We start from the raw sequence: 15,304 nt of genomic DNA on the forward strand, positions 1-15,304 counted from the left end.
ACTTATCTAATCAGGAGGAATATTATGAGTTTTGAATTTAGAAATCCAGACAATCAGGTAATTGATGATTACCTGAAAGAAGCTGGGGTTATTGCAGTAGTTGGGCTTAGTAATGATGAAAAAAAGGCAAGTAATCGGGTGGCTAAATTCCTTCAGGAGCAGGGTTATAAAATCGTACCTGTAAATCCAAGGTTTACAGGTGAAGAAATCTTAGGTCAGAAGGTTTATGCTAGTCTAAAGGACATTCCCTTTCATGTTGATATAGTTGATGTTTTTAGGAGGAGTGAGCTTCTTTCTGAAGTTGCTCGTGATTTTTTAGAGACTGATGCTGACGTATTTTGGGCACAACTTGGCCTTCAAAGTAAGGATGTAGAAGATATTTTACGCTCAGGTTTGAGAGATAAAATTGTTATGAACAGGTGTACCAAGATAGAATTTATTAGGATGAAAGATAGGTCTAAATTTTAAAAAAGGCAAATTCTTTGTAAATATTTTATAAGTTGTTAGAATGAAGGTAGTTTTACATGTAGAAAGGAGGAAAGAGGCAGATAAGTCTTTTACTATTGTTATGTATCAAGTGGTTAAATTATTTGGTGACACAGAACCTTGGTGGTTCTTTGATGATTGGAAGAAGGATATAATTGAGTTTAAGGAATTTAAGGATTTTTATTCGGCCTTAAAATGCTATAAGGAGGGCCTTGGTGAGGCTGTTTGTTGTTATGAGCAGTTTTTAAGTCGATCAGATTTTCTAGCAACCTTTTGGGACCGAGGGGAGCAGGTTTGGTGCGAAGAATGCGGTGATGACCTGCAGCAGTACCATTCTCTGACCCTTTTGGAAGACTGGCAACCAGTGACTAGTTATGAAAAAAGGTGGGCTTATTCAAAAAAAACAGGCTGTACGCCCTTTAAATCCTGTAAAAGAAAAAGTAAATAATAAGATAAATATCCCATTTGGGATATTTTTTTGTTATAAATAAGAAATTTTTCCGTATTAGCTAGTAGGAGGACGGGAAATGATTCTTAAGAAAGCTCAGAATATTATTAAAGAAGCTGTGGATAAAGGAGTTCAGGATATTTATTTTCTGCCTAAAAAGGAGGGTTATGAGTTAATAATTAGGTCTTCTAGGGGAAGCAGTCTCCTTGAAACTTTAGATGATAAATCGGCAATTTCCTTGATAGGACACTTTAAATATCTAGCTGGAATGAATGTGGGTGAAAAAAGGCGAATTCAGCTGGGTGCCTGCCTTTATCAGCTTGAAAATGGGGAATCCCGTAGAATTAGACTGTCGACTGCAGGTGATGCCTTTGGTTTTGAAAGTTTGGTCATTAGGATTTTACACCAGGAGGAGGATGCACCTAAATTTTGGTTTGAAGGACGAAGTAAGGCAGAAGAGGTGATTAACCGCCGGGGCCTTTACTTATTTTCTGGACCTGTGGGAAGTGGTAAAACAACCCTCATGTACCTGCTTGCTCATGAAAAATTTAAGGAAAAACAAGTCATATCAATTGAAGATCCAGTTGAAATTATCCAAGATGATTTTTTACAGCTGCAAATTAATGAAACTATTGGTAATGATTATAATAGCTTGATTAAATTATCTCTAAGACACATGCCAGATTTGGTTATTGTGGGAGAGATACGGGATGAAAAAACCGCACGGGCTGTAATCAGGGCCAGTCTAACGGGTTATACTGTTTTTTCAACCATCCATGCAAGAAGTGTTGGAGGTGTTTATTCCAGATTACTTGAACTTGGGATTAAGCAGCAGGAGATAGATAATTGTCTAGTAGCAGTTACCTACCAGAGACTAATTGCAGGACGGGTATTAGTTGATTTAGAAGCTAGTAACTTTTTAAATCATAAGGGGGATGTGTGGAATGAGCAGCTTAGGCAATTATTTGAAGGGGGTCACCTATCCCTTGAACAAAAAAGTCAGGAAGAGATTATCTCTTAAGCAGCAGATAAAACTCATTCAGTTAATGAACAATTTACTGGCCAGCTCTTTTACCCTGACTGAAGTAGTTGATTTTTTAACACGCAGCAGACTAGTATCCCAAAAATTTGTTGCTATTATGGAAGACGGATTATTAGCAGGGGAAAATTTATCCACCATTCTTGAGGACTTAGGGTTTTCTAAGAATGTGGTGACCCAGGTATCCCTTGCTGATTACCACGGAAATTTACTCCTATCCTTGGGCTTGATTGAAAAACATTTAAAAAAGAGCCTTGAAATTCGTAAAAAGTTGATTCAAGTATCGACCTATCCCTTGATTCTCCTCTTCTTTTTACTGTTAATTATGCTGGGTCTAAATACCTATCTTTTTCCTCAGCTTGAAAAGGATACATTTTTAACCTTTATTATTGGAAATTTACCAGTGATCCTTAGCTTTTTTATGGCTGGACTTGTCTTTTTTACTCTTTTCATTTTTCTTTATTTAAGGAAAAAGTCGGCAATCTCAAATTATAAAAAAATAATGGTTTTACCTTATGTCTCAAGGCTTGTAAGACTTTATTTGACGGCTTATTATGCTAGGGAATGGGGCAACCTTATCGGACAAGGGATAGAGATGTGCGTGATTGCAGATATTATGCAAAATCAGAAGAGCAGACTTTTTAGGGAGCTTGGGGCTTCCCTTGAAAAGTCGATGGCAGAGGGGGTAGAATTCCATGAAAAGATTTTGAATTATCCTTTTTTCAAGGAGGAACTTGCTTTAATTATAGAGTACGGGGAGTTTAAGGCAAAATTAGGTAAAGAATTGGAACTCTATGCTAATGAATCTTGGAAGGAATTTTTTTATCAACTTGAAAGGGTACTTAATCTGATTCAACCGCTAATATTTCTCCTGGTAGCTCTCATGATTGTTGTCGTTTATGCAGCCATGTTGTTGCCCATTTATCAGAATATGGAAGGACTTGTATGAAAAAAATTTTAAAAAAAGAGGTGGCAGCCTTTACCTTAATTGAGATGCTTATGGTTTTATTAATTATCAGTGTTTTGATCTTGCTATTTGTTCCCAACCTTTCCAAACAAAAGGATAAGATTAATGAATCTGGTCAAGCAGCAGTTGTAAAGGTTGTTGAGAGTCAGGCAGATCTTTTTGAATTGACCAGCGGACAAGGGGCAAGCCTTAATAAACTTTTGGAGGCGGGTAATATAACCCAGGAACAGTACAAAAAATATAAGGAATATTATGAAAAAAATCCTAGGGAAGCTGGTAAGTTACCAGATTAGAGCCTTTACCATTTTGGAAAGTCTTCTTGCCTTGTCCATTGTTTCCTTGATTTTGCTACTATCTTCTAAATCCCTTACCCAGGTTCTATCAAAGGTTGAAGGGGAGTTATTTGTCTTAAAATTTGAAAAAATATATCGGGATACGCAGCTTCAAAGTATGGTCACAAGAAGGAGGGAGAGCTTAGAAATTAAGGATGGAATAATTTACTACCTTAACAGGAAGCTTAAGATACCAAGCATGGTAAGTTTTGAAAAATCATATGTGATAAATTTTTCCGAACGGGGTAGTAATTCGAGCCTACAAAAAATAGATATAAAATTTCCCCTGCAAAATAAGCAGGTGAGCTATCAATTATATATGGGGAGTGGTAAGTATAAGAAAACAGTTAGTTAAGGGATACGTTCTTTTAGAAAGTTTGATTGCAACCCTTCTTTTATCAGTCATTACAGGATTAATATTATGTGAGGTCGGTAAAAATAGACAGGAGCAGATCCAATCATTAAGGGAGCTGGAAGTTTTGAATACTGCTAAAATGGCCTATGATGCAAGAATAAACCATTTAGATTTGAATGGAGTTTCTGTCGAGATTAGGGAAAATTCAAATGGAGTCAGTATCTTTGACGGGAAAAAGGAGGCTATAAGGATTGAAATTAAAAATTAAGGCCTTTACCTTGCTTGAATGCCTGATAGCCCTTATTGTAATCTCAGGAAGCTTACTAGTGGTAGGAGGCCTTACAAATCTTATTGGAAAGGAGATTGCCTATGTAGCAAGAGACGAACAACTCGAGTGGCAATTATTTTGTAGCCTACTAAGGGAGGAGTTAAGGGATAGTGAATTTCTAAAGGTTGAACATAACTACTTATATGTTAAAAAAAGCAGCGAGCTTCGCTTTGGCCAGAATGAAAGAAGTTCAGATTTTCGTAAAACTCATATTAGCGGGCGTGGCTATCAGCCTATGATTTTTAATTTAAAATCAACTGAGATTAGGGAAAGTAACGGCCTTGTAACCTTTAATTTTACCTTTATTAGTGGGGCGAGCTATACCATGATTTATCAATTTGAAAAGGAGGGATAAAATGAATAGGATAAAAGTTAGAGCAGGTGTTTTAATCCAGGTTTTATTTTTAGTAGCGATATTTACTGCAATCTTAGAATTTTATCTTTTTTCAATGCTTTCTAATCGAAGAAATATAGTGGCCCAGACCAATAGAATTAAGGCTGAGTTGATGGCAGATTTGACCTTTGAAAAAATTAAGGACGAGCAAAAAGCAGGAAGCATTGTCTTTAGTGACGCTTTCTGCTTTTTTGAATTTGTTGATGGTAGATATATTTTAAAGGTTGTCTTTAGTGATAATCATGGTGAAGTATATCAAATTAGTCGGGATAAAAAATCTGAAGATACCGGTCTTTAATCTTTACTTTCAAGCTCAGATTGACTTAGCCACTTATGGTTAGTAACCATCATTTTTGATGAATCGTTTGAAGTATAGTCAACCATATAGGCAGGCCCATCGCTAATGGCAACGATAGAGCCACTCGCTCCCTTCATGCCAGACATGTGGTCAGCTTCAAGCGTAATCTTGCTACCGACAGTCAAATCTCCTTTAATTTCATCTGCTATCAGGTACTTGTGGTTGGTAACCATTTGATGGTCTTCTGTATCCATGTAGTCAACGGTGTATAATTTTGTATCATAGACACCAACAACCTTACCGCTTGCTCCTTTCATCCCAGGCATGTGATCGGCTGTAATCGTAATCTCGCTCCCTACAGGGAATTTAGGATCAGCTGCGGCCTTTAAATCTGCTGGAGCAGGGGAACCGTTCATATTCATCTTACTCATCTCGTCCATGGACATGCTGCTAGATGACATATTATCCATTTGGCTCATTGAAGATGAGTTGGTCATCTCAGATGAGGTGTTTTTTGAACTTTCCTTAGTACTACAAGCACCAAGGGATAGGGCTAATAAAAGGACTGCACTAGCCTTCAAAAAATTAGTTTTTTTCATAGTATCTCTCCTAGGTTCTACATATAAAGTTACTGCTGCTAAGTTACTAGCGTTGTTCAAGCTCAGTTTGGGTCAACCACTTATGGTTAGTAACCATCATTTTTGATGAATCGTTTGAAGTATAGTCAACCATATAGGCAGGACCGTCGCTAATGGCAACGATAGAGCCACTCGCTCCCTTCATGCCAGACATGTGGTCAGCTTCAAGTGTAATCTTGCTACCGACAGTCAAATCTCCCACGATTTCATCTGCTATCAGGTACTTGTGGTTGGTAATCATTTGGTGGTCTTCTGTATCCATGTAGTCAACGGTGTACAATTTTGTATCATAGACACCGACAACCTTACCGCTTGCTCCCTTCATTCCAGGCATGTGATCGGCTGTAATCGTAATCTCGCTCCTTACAGGGAATTTAGGATCAGCTGTGGCCTTTAAATCTGCTGGGGCAGGGGAACCATGCATATTCATCTTTGGCATATGTCCTGACATCTTACTCATATCCATAATCAAACCTCTTTCAACCATTTAATATAATAGTAGTTATTTGTGATTAAAGTATAGCAAATATTTTTATTTATTTAAAATATAAGAGAGGTATATTTAAAGGGAAGAAGTTGTTAGTAGTTTTAAACATGGATGAAAAATATACTTGAATTTGCTATACTTTAGACTATGGAAATAACAGAAAAAGCGCCCGCAAAGATAAATCTTGGGCTTAATGTAGTTGGTAAAAGAACAGATGGCTTTCACGAACTTGATATGGTAATGGCAAGTATTGATCTTTCTGATCGAATTACAATCAAGGAACTTGATGAGGATAAGATAGTCATCAAGTCTGATGGTGTTTCAGTTCCTAAAAACAATAAAAATCATGCCTATAAGGCTGCTGAATTGATCAAAAATACTTTTGGTATAAAAAAAGGAGTAGAAATATATATTAAAAAAGTTATCCCAGTGGCTGCAGGCCTTGCTGGTGGCTCAAGTGATGCTGCGGCAACCTTTAGAGCCCTCAATAAGCTTTGGAATCTTAAGCTGAGCCTGGCTGATTTGGCCAAGCTTGGCGAGAGCGTAGGAAGTGACGTTCCCTACTGTATTTACGGGGGGATTGCCCGAGTTAAAGGACGGGGAGAGCTTGTAGAACCTATCGAAGGTCTTGAAAATTATTGGGTTTTACTGGTTAAACCAAAATTTGGTGTCTCAACTCCTGATGTCTTTAAAAGAGTTGATCTAAAAACTATTAAAAATTTTGACATGGACGGTATTGAAGCTTCGGTTCTTACAAATGACTTTGATCAGCTAGCAGGAAGGCTTGGAAATTCTTTAGAGGATATAACCATAAAAATGCACCCAGAAATTGAGAAAATTAAGCAGGTTTTAGCTGAAGCAGGTGCTAGCGGTGTATTAATGAGTGGCAGTGGGCCAACAGTTTTTGCTCTTTTTGATAAAAAGGCAAGGGCAACACGCGCTGTTAATAGCATTAAAGGTTTCTGTAAGGAAGTTTATCTGGTTAGGAGTTTATGATTACACTTGTAAACGTTACTTTCTTCTGCTATAATGCACTGTATATTAATGGAAGTGTGGAGATTAAAGAAAATGAATAAGGTAGTTAAAAAGCTGCTGGGCATTATGGCGGTTAGCTTGATTGCTCTGATGCTTGGAGCATGTGGCAAGCAAAAAAGTAGCGACAAGATTAAGATAAGTACAAGTTTCTATCCCATGTATGAATTTACCAAGAATGTTGTGGGCGAACATGCCGATGTATCCTACATTGTTCCCGCAGGTCAAGAGGTTCATGACTATGAGCCAAGTGCGCGTGATATAGCAAAAATTACTGATAGCGACGTGGTTATTTATAATAATGATAATTTGGAAAAATGGTTTACAAGTGCTAAGAAGAATCTAAAATCAACCAGTCTTGTCATTGAAGCCAGTAAGGATGTTAAGCTCCTCAAATTTTCTGGCCAGTCTAGCAGCCAAGAAACAGTTGATCCTCACACTTGGTTATCCTTAAAAAATGCTCAGATTGAAGTTACTACCATCTTGAATGAACTATCTGAGAAATATCCAAACTATAAAAAAGATTTCGAAGAAAATGCTTCGGCCTACCTTGAAAAACTTGATAACTTGGATAAGGAGTATGCTTCAAGCTTTGAGGGAGCAGAAAATAAAAAATTTGTGACCCAGCATGCAGCCTTTGGTTACTTGGCTAATGATTACGGTCTAACTCAAATCTATATAGCTGGTCTAACACCTGATGCTGAACCTTCTAGTGCAACTCTTGCCAGTCTTAAAAAGACCATGGAAGCAGATAAATTAGACATTGTTTATTTTGAAGAGAATGCTGATGATAAGATTGCAAAAACCCTTGCCCAGGAAGTTGGAGCCCAAACCCTTGTTCTAAATACTGTCGAAGGTATTACAAAAGAGGAGCAAAAGGATGGTGTTACTTATATTTCAATTATGGAGCAGAATTTAGAGAATTTGAAGAAGAGTATAAAATAGATGCACTATATAAATGTTAAAGATTTATCCTTTTATTATGACGATGAGCCGGTACTTGAGAATGTGAGCTACCATGTGGATGACCGTGAGTTTGTAACCCTAACAGGTGAAAATGGGGCAGCCAAATCAACCTTAATCAAAGCTTCTTTGGGGATTCTTAAGCCTAAGGAAGGAAAGGTTGAAATTTCAAAGGTTAATAATAAGGGGAAAAAATTAAGAATATCTTATTTACCCCAACAGGTAGCAAGCTTCAATGCAGGTTTTCCAAGTACCGTTTTAGAGTTTGTAACCAGCGGACGTTATCCGCGTAAGGGTTGGTTTCGTAAAATCAATGACCATGACTGGGAACATGTAGAAAAATCTCTAAAAGCCGTAGGTATGTGGGAATTTAGGCACAAGAAAATTGGAGAGTTGTCTGGTGGACAAAAGCAAAGGGTGGTAATTGCTAGAATGTTTGCCTCAGATCCTGATTTATTTGTACTAGATGAGCCGACAACTGGGATGGATGATGTTAGTAGAAGGGACTTCTACGAACTCATGCATCATAGTGTTCATGAGCACGGAAAGTCTGTCTTAATGATTACCCATGATGCTGAGGATGTAAAGAACTTTGCTGATCGGAATATCCATCTGGTGAGAAAGCAAGATTCACCTTGGCGTTGTTTTAGTGTCCATGATGATTGGAGGGAAAAATAATGGAAATATTCCAGTATGACTTTATGATTCGGGCCTTTTTAGCCATTGTGGCCATGTCTATCTTTGCTCCCCTCCTAGGAGTCTTTCTCATATTGAGGCGACAAAGTCTGATGAGTGATACCCTAAGTCATGTATCCTTAGCGGGTGTAGCCATGGGTCTCTTTCTTGGTATATCCCCAACCCTTGCCACTCTTGTCGTTGTTATTCTTGCAGCCATTTTACTTGAATATCTAAGGACAGTTTACAGTGACTTTTTAGAGGTAGCAACGGCTATACTAATGAGTCTGGGATTATCTGTAGCCTTGATTCTAACCAGTAAATCAGGTGGTTCAAATTCGGTCAGTATTGACCAGTACCTTTTTGGATCAATTGTTACTATTTCGGAGATTCAAGTAATTCTTCTATTTGTATTAGCTTTAGTAATAGTAGTTCTCTTTCTTTTATTTATGAGGCCCATGTACATCTTAACCTTTGATGAGGATGTGGCCTTTGTTGATGGTTTGCCTACAAGATTCATGTCAACGGCCTTTAATATCATAACAGGTATTTCAATTGCCTTGATGATACCAGTGGCTGGAGCCTTACTTGTCAGTGCCATTATGGTTATGCCAGGAAGCATCGCCTTGAGAGTTGCTAAATCATTTAAGTCAGTTATGCTAATAAGTATTATTTTAGGCTTTTTTGGAATGGTTAGCGGTTTACTTATTTCATACTACTGGGCAACACCTGCCAGTGCAAGTATTACCATTGTCTTTGTGGCCATGTTTGTTGTTATGCTTATTTATAAGAAATTGCTTCAAAAAAAATAATAAAAACCAGCTGAGGAAGATTCTTAAATCTCAGTTGGTTTTTATTAAGTCCTATTTAAGAGTATTTATTTATTATCGAGTTAAATGTGCTACTTGGGGCAAAAAATTCTAATTTTTCACCAGTAAAAGGATGCGTGAGAGAAAGTTTGCTGGCATGAAGCATCATTCTTTCTTCCTTAATTTTCCCGTAGAGGGAATCTCCAATAATGGGATGATTGATACTTGCTAGATGGACTCTTATTTGATGGGTTCTACCAGTTTCGAGTATGCAGGAAAGGTAAGAATTTTGCCTGCTAGTATCAAGTAAGTTCAGGTGGGTAATAGCCCTTTTACCTGACTTAGTAACAAGCCTTTTACTCCGATTGTGGCGGTCTCGTCCGATAGGCTTATCAATGGTCATCTTATCCTCCTTAATCCTACCACCAACCAATGCCTGATAGTTCCTATAGATTTTTTTGTCCTCAAGCATTGTATTAAGAATGGGTAAAACGAATTGATTTTTAGCAAATAAGATGGCTCCGCTGGTTTCCTGATCGAGTCTGTGGACAACATAGGCAGGGTGACCAAGATAGGCTGAAACATGGTTTAAAAGAGCAAGCTCACCTGGTTCATTGGGGTGGGTTTTCATACCCTCAGGCTTATTTACAACAATTAAATGCTCATCCTCATAAAGGCAGTCAACCAAATTTTTATGACCAAGGACAACTTCCTTGTGCGGATAATCGCTTACATCAAAAATGAGGGTGATTAAATCCCCAGGCCCTACGAGGGTATCCCAAGGCTTATTTTCATTATTGATCAGAACCCCTTTTTTAGTCCTTAAAAGGTGCCTTTTTTTACGGGGAAGAAGCCACTTGTCTTCCAAAAGAATATTTAATGTCATATTTGGAGAATTTTGTGGTATTGTAATATTATATTTCATGTTTTTTATTCTAACACATATAATAAGAAATCGGATTTAAGAAATTAATACAAGTGGAGGTTAAACACTTGAGTCAAAAATACAGTCGTTCAAAAAGAACTAATAATAAGCTGAGTAAGGAAAAGGTAAGTTCTAGCCCTGAAACTTCTAATGAGGACTTAGAGCTTAAAAAATCAAAACATCCCTACTGGCATAAGTTTAGAATGTGGTGGAAGCGTCATAATCTAACAAAGATATTCCTACTAATAATTTTATCCTTCATCCTGATGATTGGGGGTTACCTCTTTTACCTAGCTAAAACAGCCAATGTATCTGACCTTCAGGAATCCTTGAGGTCAACAACGGTTATTATCGATAAAAATGGTGATTCAGCAGGGTCTATGTATGGCCAAAAGGGAACCTATGTTGACATTGATCAAATATCCCCTCATGTTATTGATGCCGTTGTGGCAACTGAGGACAGGAGTTTTTATAGTAACCGCGGCGTAAATATTCCAAGGACCCTTTTAGCTGTGGCAACCTTAGGTAAGTTTGGTGGGGGTTCAACCATTACCCAACAGCTGGCTAAAAATGCCTACTTGACCCAGAAACAGACGGTTGACCGTAAAGCCAAGGAGATTTTCCTAGCCATGGAAATCACCAAAAAATATAGTAAGAGTGATATTATGGCCATGTACCTAAATAACTCATACTTTGGTAATGGAATCTGGGGGATTGAAGATGCATCCCACAAGTACTTTGGTAAAAGTGCGGCGGAGTTGACCCTAGATGAAAGTGCAACCCTTGCTGGGATTTTAAAATGGCCCGAGGTCTATAATCCCCTCTACAAAGATGGTAAATTTGCAACTGATAGGAGAAATACCGTCCTTCAAAACATGGTCAATGCCAAATTGGCTAGCCAGGATGAGGCCAATCAAGCAGCAAATATTGATATGAATAGCAAGATTGACGATGACTATACAGGCAAAGATAGTGACTATAAATACCCATCCTATTTTGATGCGGTCATTCAGGAGGCAGCAAGTAAGTACGGCCTAAGTGAAAATGACATCTTAAACAATGGCTATAAAATATATACAGGGCTTGACCAAAATTATCAAATTGGTCTACAAGATACCTATGCAGCAACCTATCTTTTTCCAAGAGCTTCTGATGGAGTGGTTGCCCAAAGTGCAAGTGTCGCCCTTGATCCGTCAACTGGGGCTGTCGCAGCTCTAGTGGGAAGAGTTCCAACTGATAAGGATAATACCTTCAGGGGCTTTAACTTTGCGACCCAGGCTCAAAGAAGCCCAGGATCAACCATTAAACCACTTGTTGTTTATAGTCCAGCCATTGAAGCTGGTTGGACCATCAATCAGGTTCTTGAGGACAAACCTCATGACTATAATGGCTATAACCCGCAAAATTATACCAGAACCTACCAGGGGCAGGTGCCCATGTATGAAGCCCTAGCTCAGAGTTTGAATCTACCTGCCGTTTATACGGTAAACAAATTAGGAGTTAAGACAGCTGTTGCTAAGGGTAAAGCCTTTGGTCTTAATTTGACTGATAAAAATGAGGAGCTTCAAGTAGCTCTTGGTGGTGGAGTTGTGACCAACCCTTGGCAGATGGCCCAAGCTTATGGAACATTTGCCAACAATGGTATAATGAATGAAGCCCATTTGATTACAAAAATTGAAAACTCTAGTGGTCAGGTCATTAAAAGTTACAAGCAAAACCAAAAACGTGTCTTAGATAAGAGTACCAATGACAAGATGACCAGCATGATGCTTGGAACCTATTCAAATGGTACAGGGGTTTATGCTGAGCCTTATGGCTACACTTTAGCCGGAAAAACAGGAACAACAGAGACGGCTGACGGCAATAATACCAATGACCAGTGGGTTATTGGCTATACGCCAGATGTTGTAATCAGTCTGTGGCTTGGCTTTGAAAAAACAGATGAGACCCACTACCTAGAAGGTGCAAGTAGCGGTCAAGCTTCTAAGATATTTAAGCAGGCAGCATCTTACATTCTTCCTAATACTAAGGGTACTAAGTTTTCAGTTGAAAATGCCTATGCCTTAAATGGCAAGTCGCCAGTAGACACAGGTGAGGATGATAAGGATAGTATTATCATCGGTAGTGATTCCAACCTCTTAGATGATGCCCAGGAAAAGGCTAAGGATTTTAGTAACAGGGTTAAAGAACAAGTTGAAAAATCTGGCATTGGTGAAAAAATTAAAGATTTTTGGAATAATCTTAAATCTAAATTTTAGGCAATTGTCAGTAAAAGAATAATATGATAGAATGAATCGATAGGAGACGATATGTTAAAAAAAGCATCTCTTGCGTGTGGAGTATGTGGATCACGCAATTATTCAATAAACCTAAGTAGCAATGCTAAAGAAAAACGTTTAGTCGTAAATAAGTTTTGCAAGCATTGTGGGAAATACACAGAACATAAAGAAACGAGGTAGGGCATTAGCTCATAAGAAAGTATGAAATTTATCAAAAGCGTCTTAAGTTTAATGAATAAAGTTACATGGCCAACTAAAAAAGAGGCAGCAATTGATTTCGCAGGCGTTATCGAGTATTCTGCTTTCTTCCTGCTCATTATCTTTGTATTTGATAAGCTAATCAAATTAGGTATTACATCAGTTTTAAGTTTATTTGTAAAATAGTATAACTTAATTTAACTTTTGTGATATAATAAAAAAAACGAAGTCCTTAGGGGCTTTTTTAGTTGAAAAAAGGAGACAAAATGGACAACTTAACAAGTTTTGACCAAGGTTGGTTTGTAATCCAAACCTACTCAGGATATGAAAATAAGGTAAAGGAGACACTACTTGAGCGTGCTCATACCTATAATATGACGGACAATATTCTTCGTATTGAAATTCCTACAGAAACAGTTACTCGTGACGTTAACGGGAAAATCAAGGAAACTGAAGAAAACATGTTCCCAGGATATGTGTTAGTTGAGATGAATATGACAGATGAAGCTTGGTTTGTCGTGCGTAACACACCAAACGTTACAGGATTCGTTGGGTCTCACGGTAACCGTAGTAAACCAACACCTTTATTTGAAGAAGAGATTCGCCATATTCTAAACGGTATGGGCAAAACGCTTCGTAATCATGAAATCGACCTTAAGGTTGGGGATCCAGTTAAGATTATTGACGGAGCCTTTGCTGACATGGTTGGTAATGTTACAGAGATTGTTGATAGCCGTAAGCTTAAGGTATCAATTGAAATGTTTGGTCGTGAAACAGTAGTAGACCTTGAAGTTGATCAAATCGACGAAATTAGTAAATAAATCAAAGGAGCCTAGCTCCTTTTTTAAAATCCATTAATTTATTGGTAATTTTTGTTATAATAATAAAAATAAAATCAAGGAGACAGGAAGCATGCCACTTAAATATCAGAGTACAAGAGATAAGAGCAATATAGTTACAGCCAGTCAGGCTATTTTACAAGGATTGGCGACCGATGGGGGGCTATATGTACCAAGCAAACTCCCTCAGATAGACTTGGATTTTGAAAAACTTAAGGATGCAAGTTATCAGGAAGTAGCCAAGCTTGTTCTAGCAGGATTCTTAGATGATTTTACAGAAGAAGAGCTTGATTACTGTGTGAATTCGGCCTACGATGACAAGTTTGACGACAAGAGGATTGCTCCCTTGGTTCAAGTAGGTGATCACTACAACCTGGAGTTGTTCCATGGAAATACTATTGCCTTTAAGGATATGGCCCTATCAATTCTGCCTTATTTAATGACTACCGCTGCTAAAAAATCTGGTACTCAAAATGAGATTGTAATCCTTACAGCAACAAGTGGTGACACAGGGAAGGCTGCCATGGCGGGATTTGCTGATGTCGAAAATACGCAAATCATTGTCTTTTATCCAAAAGACGGGGTCAGTGAAATCCAAAGGCAACAAATGATAACCCAAAAGGGTGCCAATACCCACGTGGTAGCAATTGAAGGAAATTTTGACGATGCCCAAACTAAGGTCAAGGAGATGTTTAATAACCTTAATCTGCGTGAGAAGATGCTTACAAACAAGAAACAATTCTCAAGTGCTAACTCAATGAATATTGGACGTCTGGTCCCTCAGATTGTTTATTATGTTTATGCCTATGCCCAGCTTCTTAAGGAAAATCAGATTGAAAACGGAGAACAAATCAATTTTAGTGTACCAACAGGTAACTTTGGAAACATCCTTGCTGCTTACTATGCTAAAGAAATAGGACTACCTGTAAACAAATTAATCTGTGCCTCTAATGAGAACAAGGTTTTAACGGATTTCTTCCAAACAGGACTTTATGATAAAAATAGGGAGTTCTTTGTGACCTCAAGCCCTTCAATGGATATTCTGGTTTCGAGTAATCTTGAACGCTTAATCTTCCATGCAACAGAAGACAATGATCAGCTGACAAATTCGTTGATGGATGAGCTTTACAGTAAGGGAACTTATGAAATCACTAAAGGCATGCAAAAACATTTGGCTGATTTTATTTCAGGATATGCCAGCCAGGAGGATACTAAGCAAGAGATAAGGGAAGTTTTTGATTTAACTTCTTATACAGAAGACCCGCATACAGCGGTTGCAAGTAAGGTTTACAGGGACTACCGAGAAGCTAGCTCAGATTCTACTAGGACTGTGGTCGTATCTACTGCAAGCCCTTATAAGTTTCCGCGAGTAGTCGTTGAGGCATTAACCGATAGTAAGAGTGATTTGGATGATTTTGCCTTGGTTGATCAACTAGAAGAACTTTCTAAGGTTAAACAACCCGAAGCCGTAAGAAATCTAAAAGAAGAACCTGTCCTTCATAAGACAGTCGTTGGTATTTCTGACATGCAAAAGGCAGTTGAAAAATACTTAGATTTAAAATAATCATTAAAGGTGGTGGGTAATCTACTGCCTTTTTTATTTGCTTATTATAGAAGAAAGAAAAAAATAAAATTTTTACAATAAAAGTCTTGCCAAGCAGAAGATAATTTGATAGTATAGTCAAGTACTGCAAAAATGCAGACTATGGCATTGAAGCAAGAGGTTGCGACACACCCGGGAGCATTGCCAAGCTAGGGGAGTTGGTTTTCTTGTGGAGCTAGCCTATTCAAGACAATAGACGAGAGGAGAAA

The 15,304-nt window shown here is 38.0% G+C and carries 21 protein-coding genes; 18 read left to right on the top strand and 3 right to left on the bottom strand.

All coding sequences use genetic code 11. From position 1 onward, the window contains the following. Nucleotides 1-24 precede the first annotated feature (24 nt). From OZX68_00555 to comGG, 9 genes are all read left to right on the top strand, one after another. Nucleotides 25-468: a CoA-binding protein gene (locus tag OZX68_00555; GenBank protein ID WEV60780.1), complete on the top strand. Its 444-nt coding sequence runs from the start codon at nucleotides 25-27 to the stop codon at nucleotides 466-468. 40 nt (nucleotides 469-508) lie between these two features. Continuing rightward, a complete protein-coding gene (locus tag OZX68_00560) occupies nucleotides 509-934 on the top strand; it encodes a DUF1033 family protein (protein WEV60781.1) in 426 nt (141 codons plus the stop codon). A gap of 79 nt (nucleotides 935-1,013) precedes the next feature. Then, complete coding sequence (comGA, locus tag OZX68_00565; protein ID WEV60782.1) at nucleotides 1,014-1,955, top strand: competence type IV pilus ATPase ComGA; 942 nt, start codon at nucleotides 1,014-1,016, stop codon at nucleotides 1,953-1,955. Continuing rightward, the gene (comGB, locus tag OZX68_00570) at nucleotides 1,921-2,922 is read left to right on the top strand and encodes a competence type IV pilus assembly protein ComGB (protein WEV60783.1); all 1,002 of its coding nucleotides are present in this window, start codon (nucleotides 1,921-1,923) and stop codon (nucleotides 2,920-2,922) included. Before comGA ends, comGB begins: the two co-directional genes overlap by 35 nt. Beyond that, a complete protein-coding gene (comGC, locus tag OZX68_00575; protein ID WEV60784.1) occupies nucleotides 2,919-3,233 on the top strand; it encodes a competence type IV pilus major pilin ComGC in 315 nt (104 codons plus the stop codon). Before comGB ends, comGC begins: the two co-directional genes overlap by 4 nt. Beyond that, the gene (gene comGD, locus OZX68_00580; GenBank protein ID WEV60785.1) at nucleotides 3,193-3,627 is read left to right on the top strand and encodes a competence type IV pilus minor pilin ComGD; all 435 of its coding nucleotides are present in this window, start codon (nucleotides 3,193-3,195) and stop codon (nucleotides 3,625-3,627) included. Before comGC ends, comGD begins: the two co-directional genes overlap by 41 nt. Further along, the gene (gene comGE, locus OZX68_00585) at nucleotides 3,599-3,895 is read left to right on the top strand and encodes a competence type IV pilus minor pilin ComGE (GenBank protein ID WEV60786.1); all 297 of its coding nucleotides are present in this window, start codon (nucleotides 3,599-3,601) and stop codon (nucleotides 3,893-3,895) included. Before comGD ends, comGE begins: the two co-directional genes overlap by 29 nt. Further along, entirely contained in the window at nucleotides 3,879-4,310 is a 432-nt protein-coding gene (gene comGF / locus OZX68_00590) for a competence type IV pilus minor pilin ComGF (GenBank protein WEV60787.1), read from the top strand. The genes comGE and comGF overlap by 17 nt, the downstream gene beginning before the upstream one ends. Nucleotide 4,311: 1 nt before the next feature. Next, nucleotides 4,312-4,647 (top strand): competence type IV pilus minor pilin ComGG, encoded by a 336-nt coding sequence (gene comGG / locus OZX68_00595; GenBank protein WEV60788.1) that lies wholly within the window; start codon nucleotides 4,312-4,314, stop codon nucleotides 4,645-4,647. Here comGG and OZX68_00600 read toward each other — a convergent pair. Beyond that, nucleotides 4,644-5,246: a YdhK family protein gene (locus OZX68_00600; GenBank protein ID WEV60789.1), complete on the bottom strand. Its 603-nt coding sequence runs from the start codon at nucleotides 5,244-5,246 to the stop codon at nucleotides 4,644-4,646. The genes comGG and OZX68_00600 overlap by 4 nt on opposite strands. Nucleotides 5,247-5,292: 46 nt before the next feature. After that, a complete protein-coding gene (locus tag OZX68_00605; GenBank protein WEV60790.1) occupies nucleotides 5,293-5,751 on the bottom strand; it encodes a YdhK family protein in 459 nt (152 codons plus the stop codon). Nucleotides 5,752-5,919: 168 nt separating this feature from the next. On the opposite strand from OZX68_00605, the gene ispE reads away from it, so the two are divergent. From ispE to OZX68_00625, 4 genes are all read left to right on the top strand, one after another. Then, entirely contained in the window at nucleotides 5,920-6,768 is an 849-nt protein-coding gene (ispE, locus tag OZX68_00610; protein WEV60791.1) for a 4-(cytidine 5'-diphospho)-2-C-methyl-D-erythritol kinase, read from the top strand. A gap of 72 nt (nucleotides 6,769-6,840) precedes the next feature. Further along, nucleotides 6,841-7,749, top strand: coding sequence for a metal ABC transporter substrate-binding protein (locus OZX68_00615; GenBank protein WEV60792.1), 909 nt, complete (start codon nucleotides 6,841-6,843; stop codon nucleotides 7,747-7,749). Next, a complete protein-coding gene (locus tag OZX68_00620; protein WEV60793.1) occupies nucleotides 7,750-8,445 on the top strand; it encodes a metal ABC transporter ATP-binding protein in 696 nt (231 codons plus the stop codon). Then, entirely contained in the window at nucleotides 8,442-9,254 is an 813-nt protein-coding gene (locus OZX68_00625) for a metal ABC transporter permease (protein WEV61344.1), read from the top strand. The genes OZX68_00620 and OZX68_00625 overlap by 4 nt, the downstream gene beginning before the upstream one ends. A 55-nt stretch (nucleotides 9,255-9,309) precedes the next feature. On the opposite strand, the gene OZX68_00630 is transcribed toward OZX68_00625, so the two are convergent. Then, nucleotides 9,310-10,176 carry an RluA family pseudouridine synthase gene (locus tag OZX68_00630; GenBank protein WEV60794.1) on the bottom strand — a complete coding sequence of 289 codons (867 nt, stop codon included), beginning with the start codon at nucleotides 10,174-10,176 and terminating at the stop codon, nucleotides 9,310-9,312. A 110-nt stretch (nucleotides 10,177-10,286) separates the two neighbouring features. On the opposite strand from OZX68_00630, the gene pbp2a reads away from it, so the two are divergent. The 5 genes from pbp2a to thrC all read left to right on the top strand — a co-directional run bounded on the left by pbp2a (nucleotide 10,287) and on the right by thrC (nucleotide 15,056). Then, nucleotides 10,287-12,434: a penicillin-binding protein PBP2A gene (pbp2a, locus tag OZX68_00635; GenBank protein WEV61345.1), complete on the top strand. Its 2,148-nt coding sequence runs from the start codon at nucleotides 10,287-10,289 to the stop codon at nucleotides 12,432-12,434. Between the two features lie 51 nt (nucleotides 12,435-12,485). After that, nucleotides 12,486-12,635 (top strand): 50S ribosomal protein L33, encoded by a 150-nt coding sequence (gene rpmG, locus OZX68_00640; GenBank protein WEV60795.1) that lies wholly within the window; start codon nucleotides 12,486-12,488, stop codon nucleotides 12,633-12,635. A gap of 21 nt (nucleotides 12,636-12,656) precedes the next feature. Then, complete coding sequence (gene secE / locus OZX68_00645; protein ID WEV60796.1) at nucleotides 12,657-12,839, top strand: preprotein translocase subunit SecE; 183 nt, start codon at nucleotides 12,657-12,659, stop codon at nucleotides 12,837-12,839. Nucleotides 12,840-12,919: 80 nt separating this feature from the next. Beyond that, the gene (nusG, locus tag OZX68_00650) at nucleotides 12,920-13,474 is read left to right on the top strand and encodes a transcription termination/antitermination protein NusG (protein ID WEV60797.1); all 555 of its coding nucleotides are present in this window, start codon (nucleotides 12,920-12,922) and stop codon (nucleotides 13,472-13,474) included. 91 nt (nucleotides 13,475-13,565) lie between these two features. Beyond that, the gene (gene thrC / locus OZX68_00655) at nucleotides 13,566-15,056 is read left to right on the top strand and encodes a threonine synthase (GenBank protein ID WEV60798.1); all 1,491 of its coding nucleotides are present in this window, start codon (nucleotides 13,566-13,568) and stop codon (nucleotides 15,054-15,056) included. Nucleotides 15,057-15,304: the final 248 nt, after the last annotated feature.

Source organism: Streptococcaceae bacterium ESL0729, from assembly GCA_029391995.1.
GTDB lineage: Bacteria > Bacillota > Bacilli > Lactobacillales > Streptococcaceae > Floricoccus.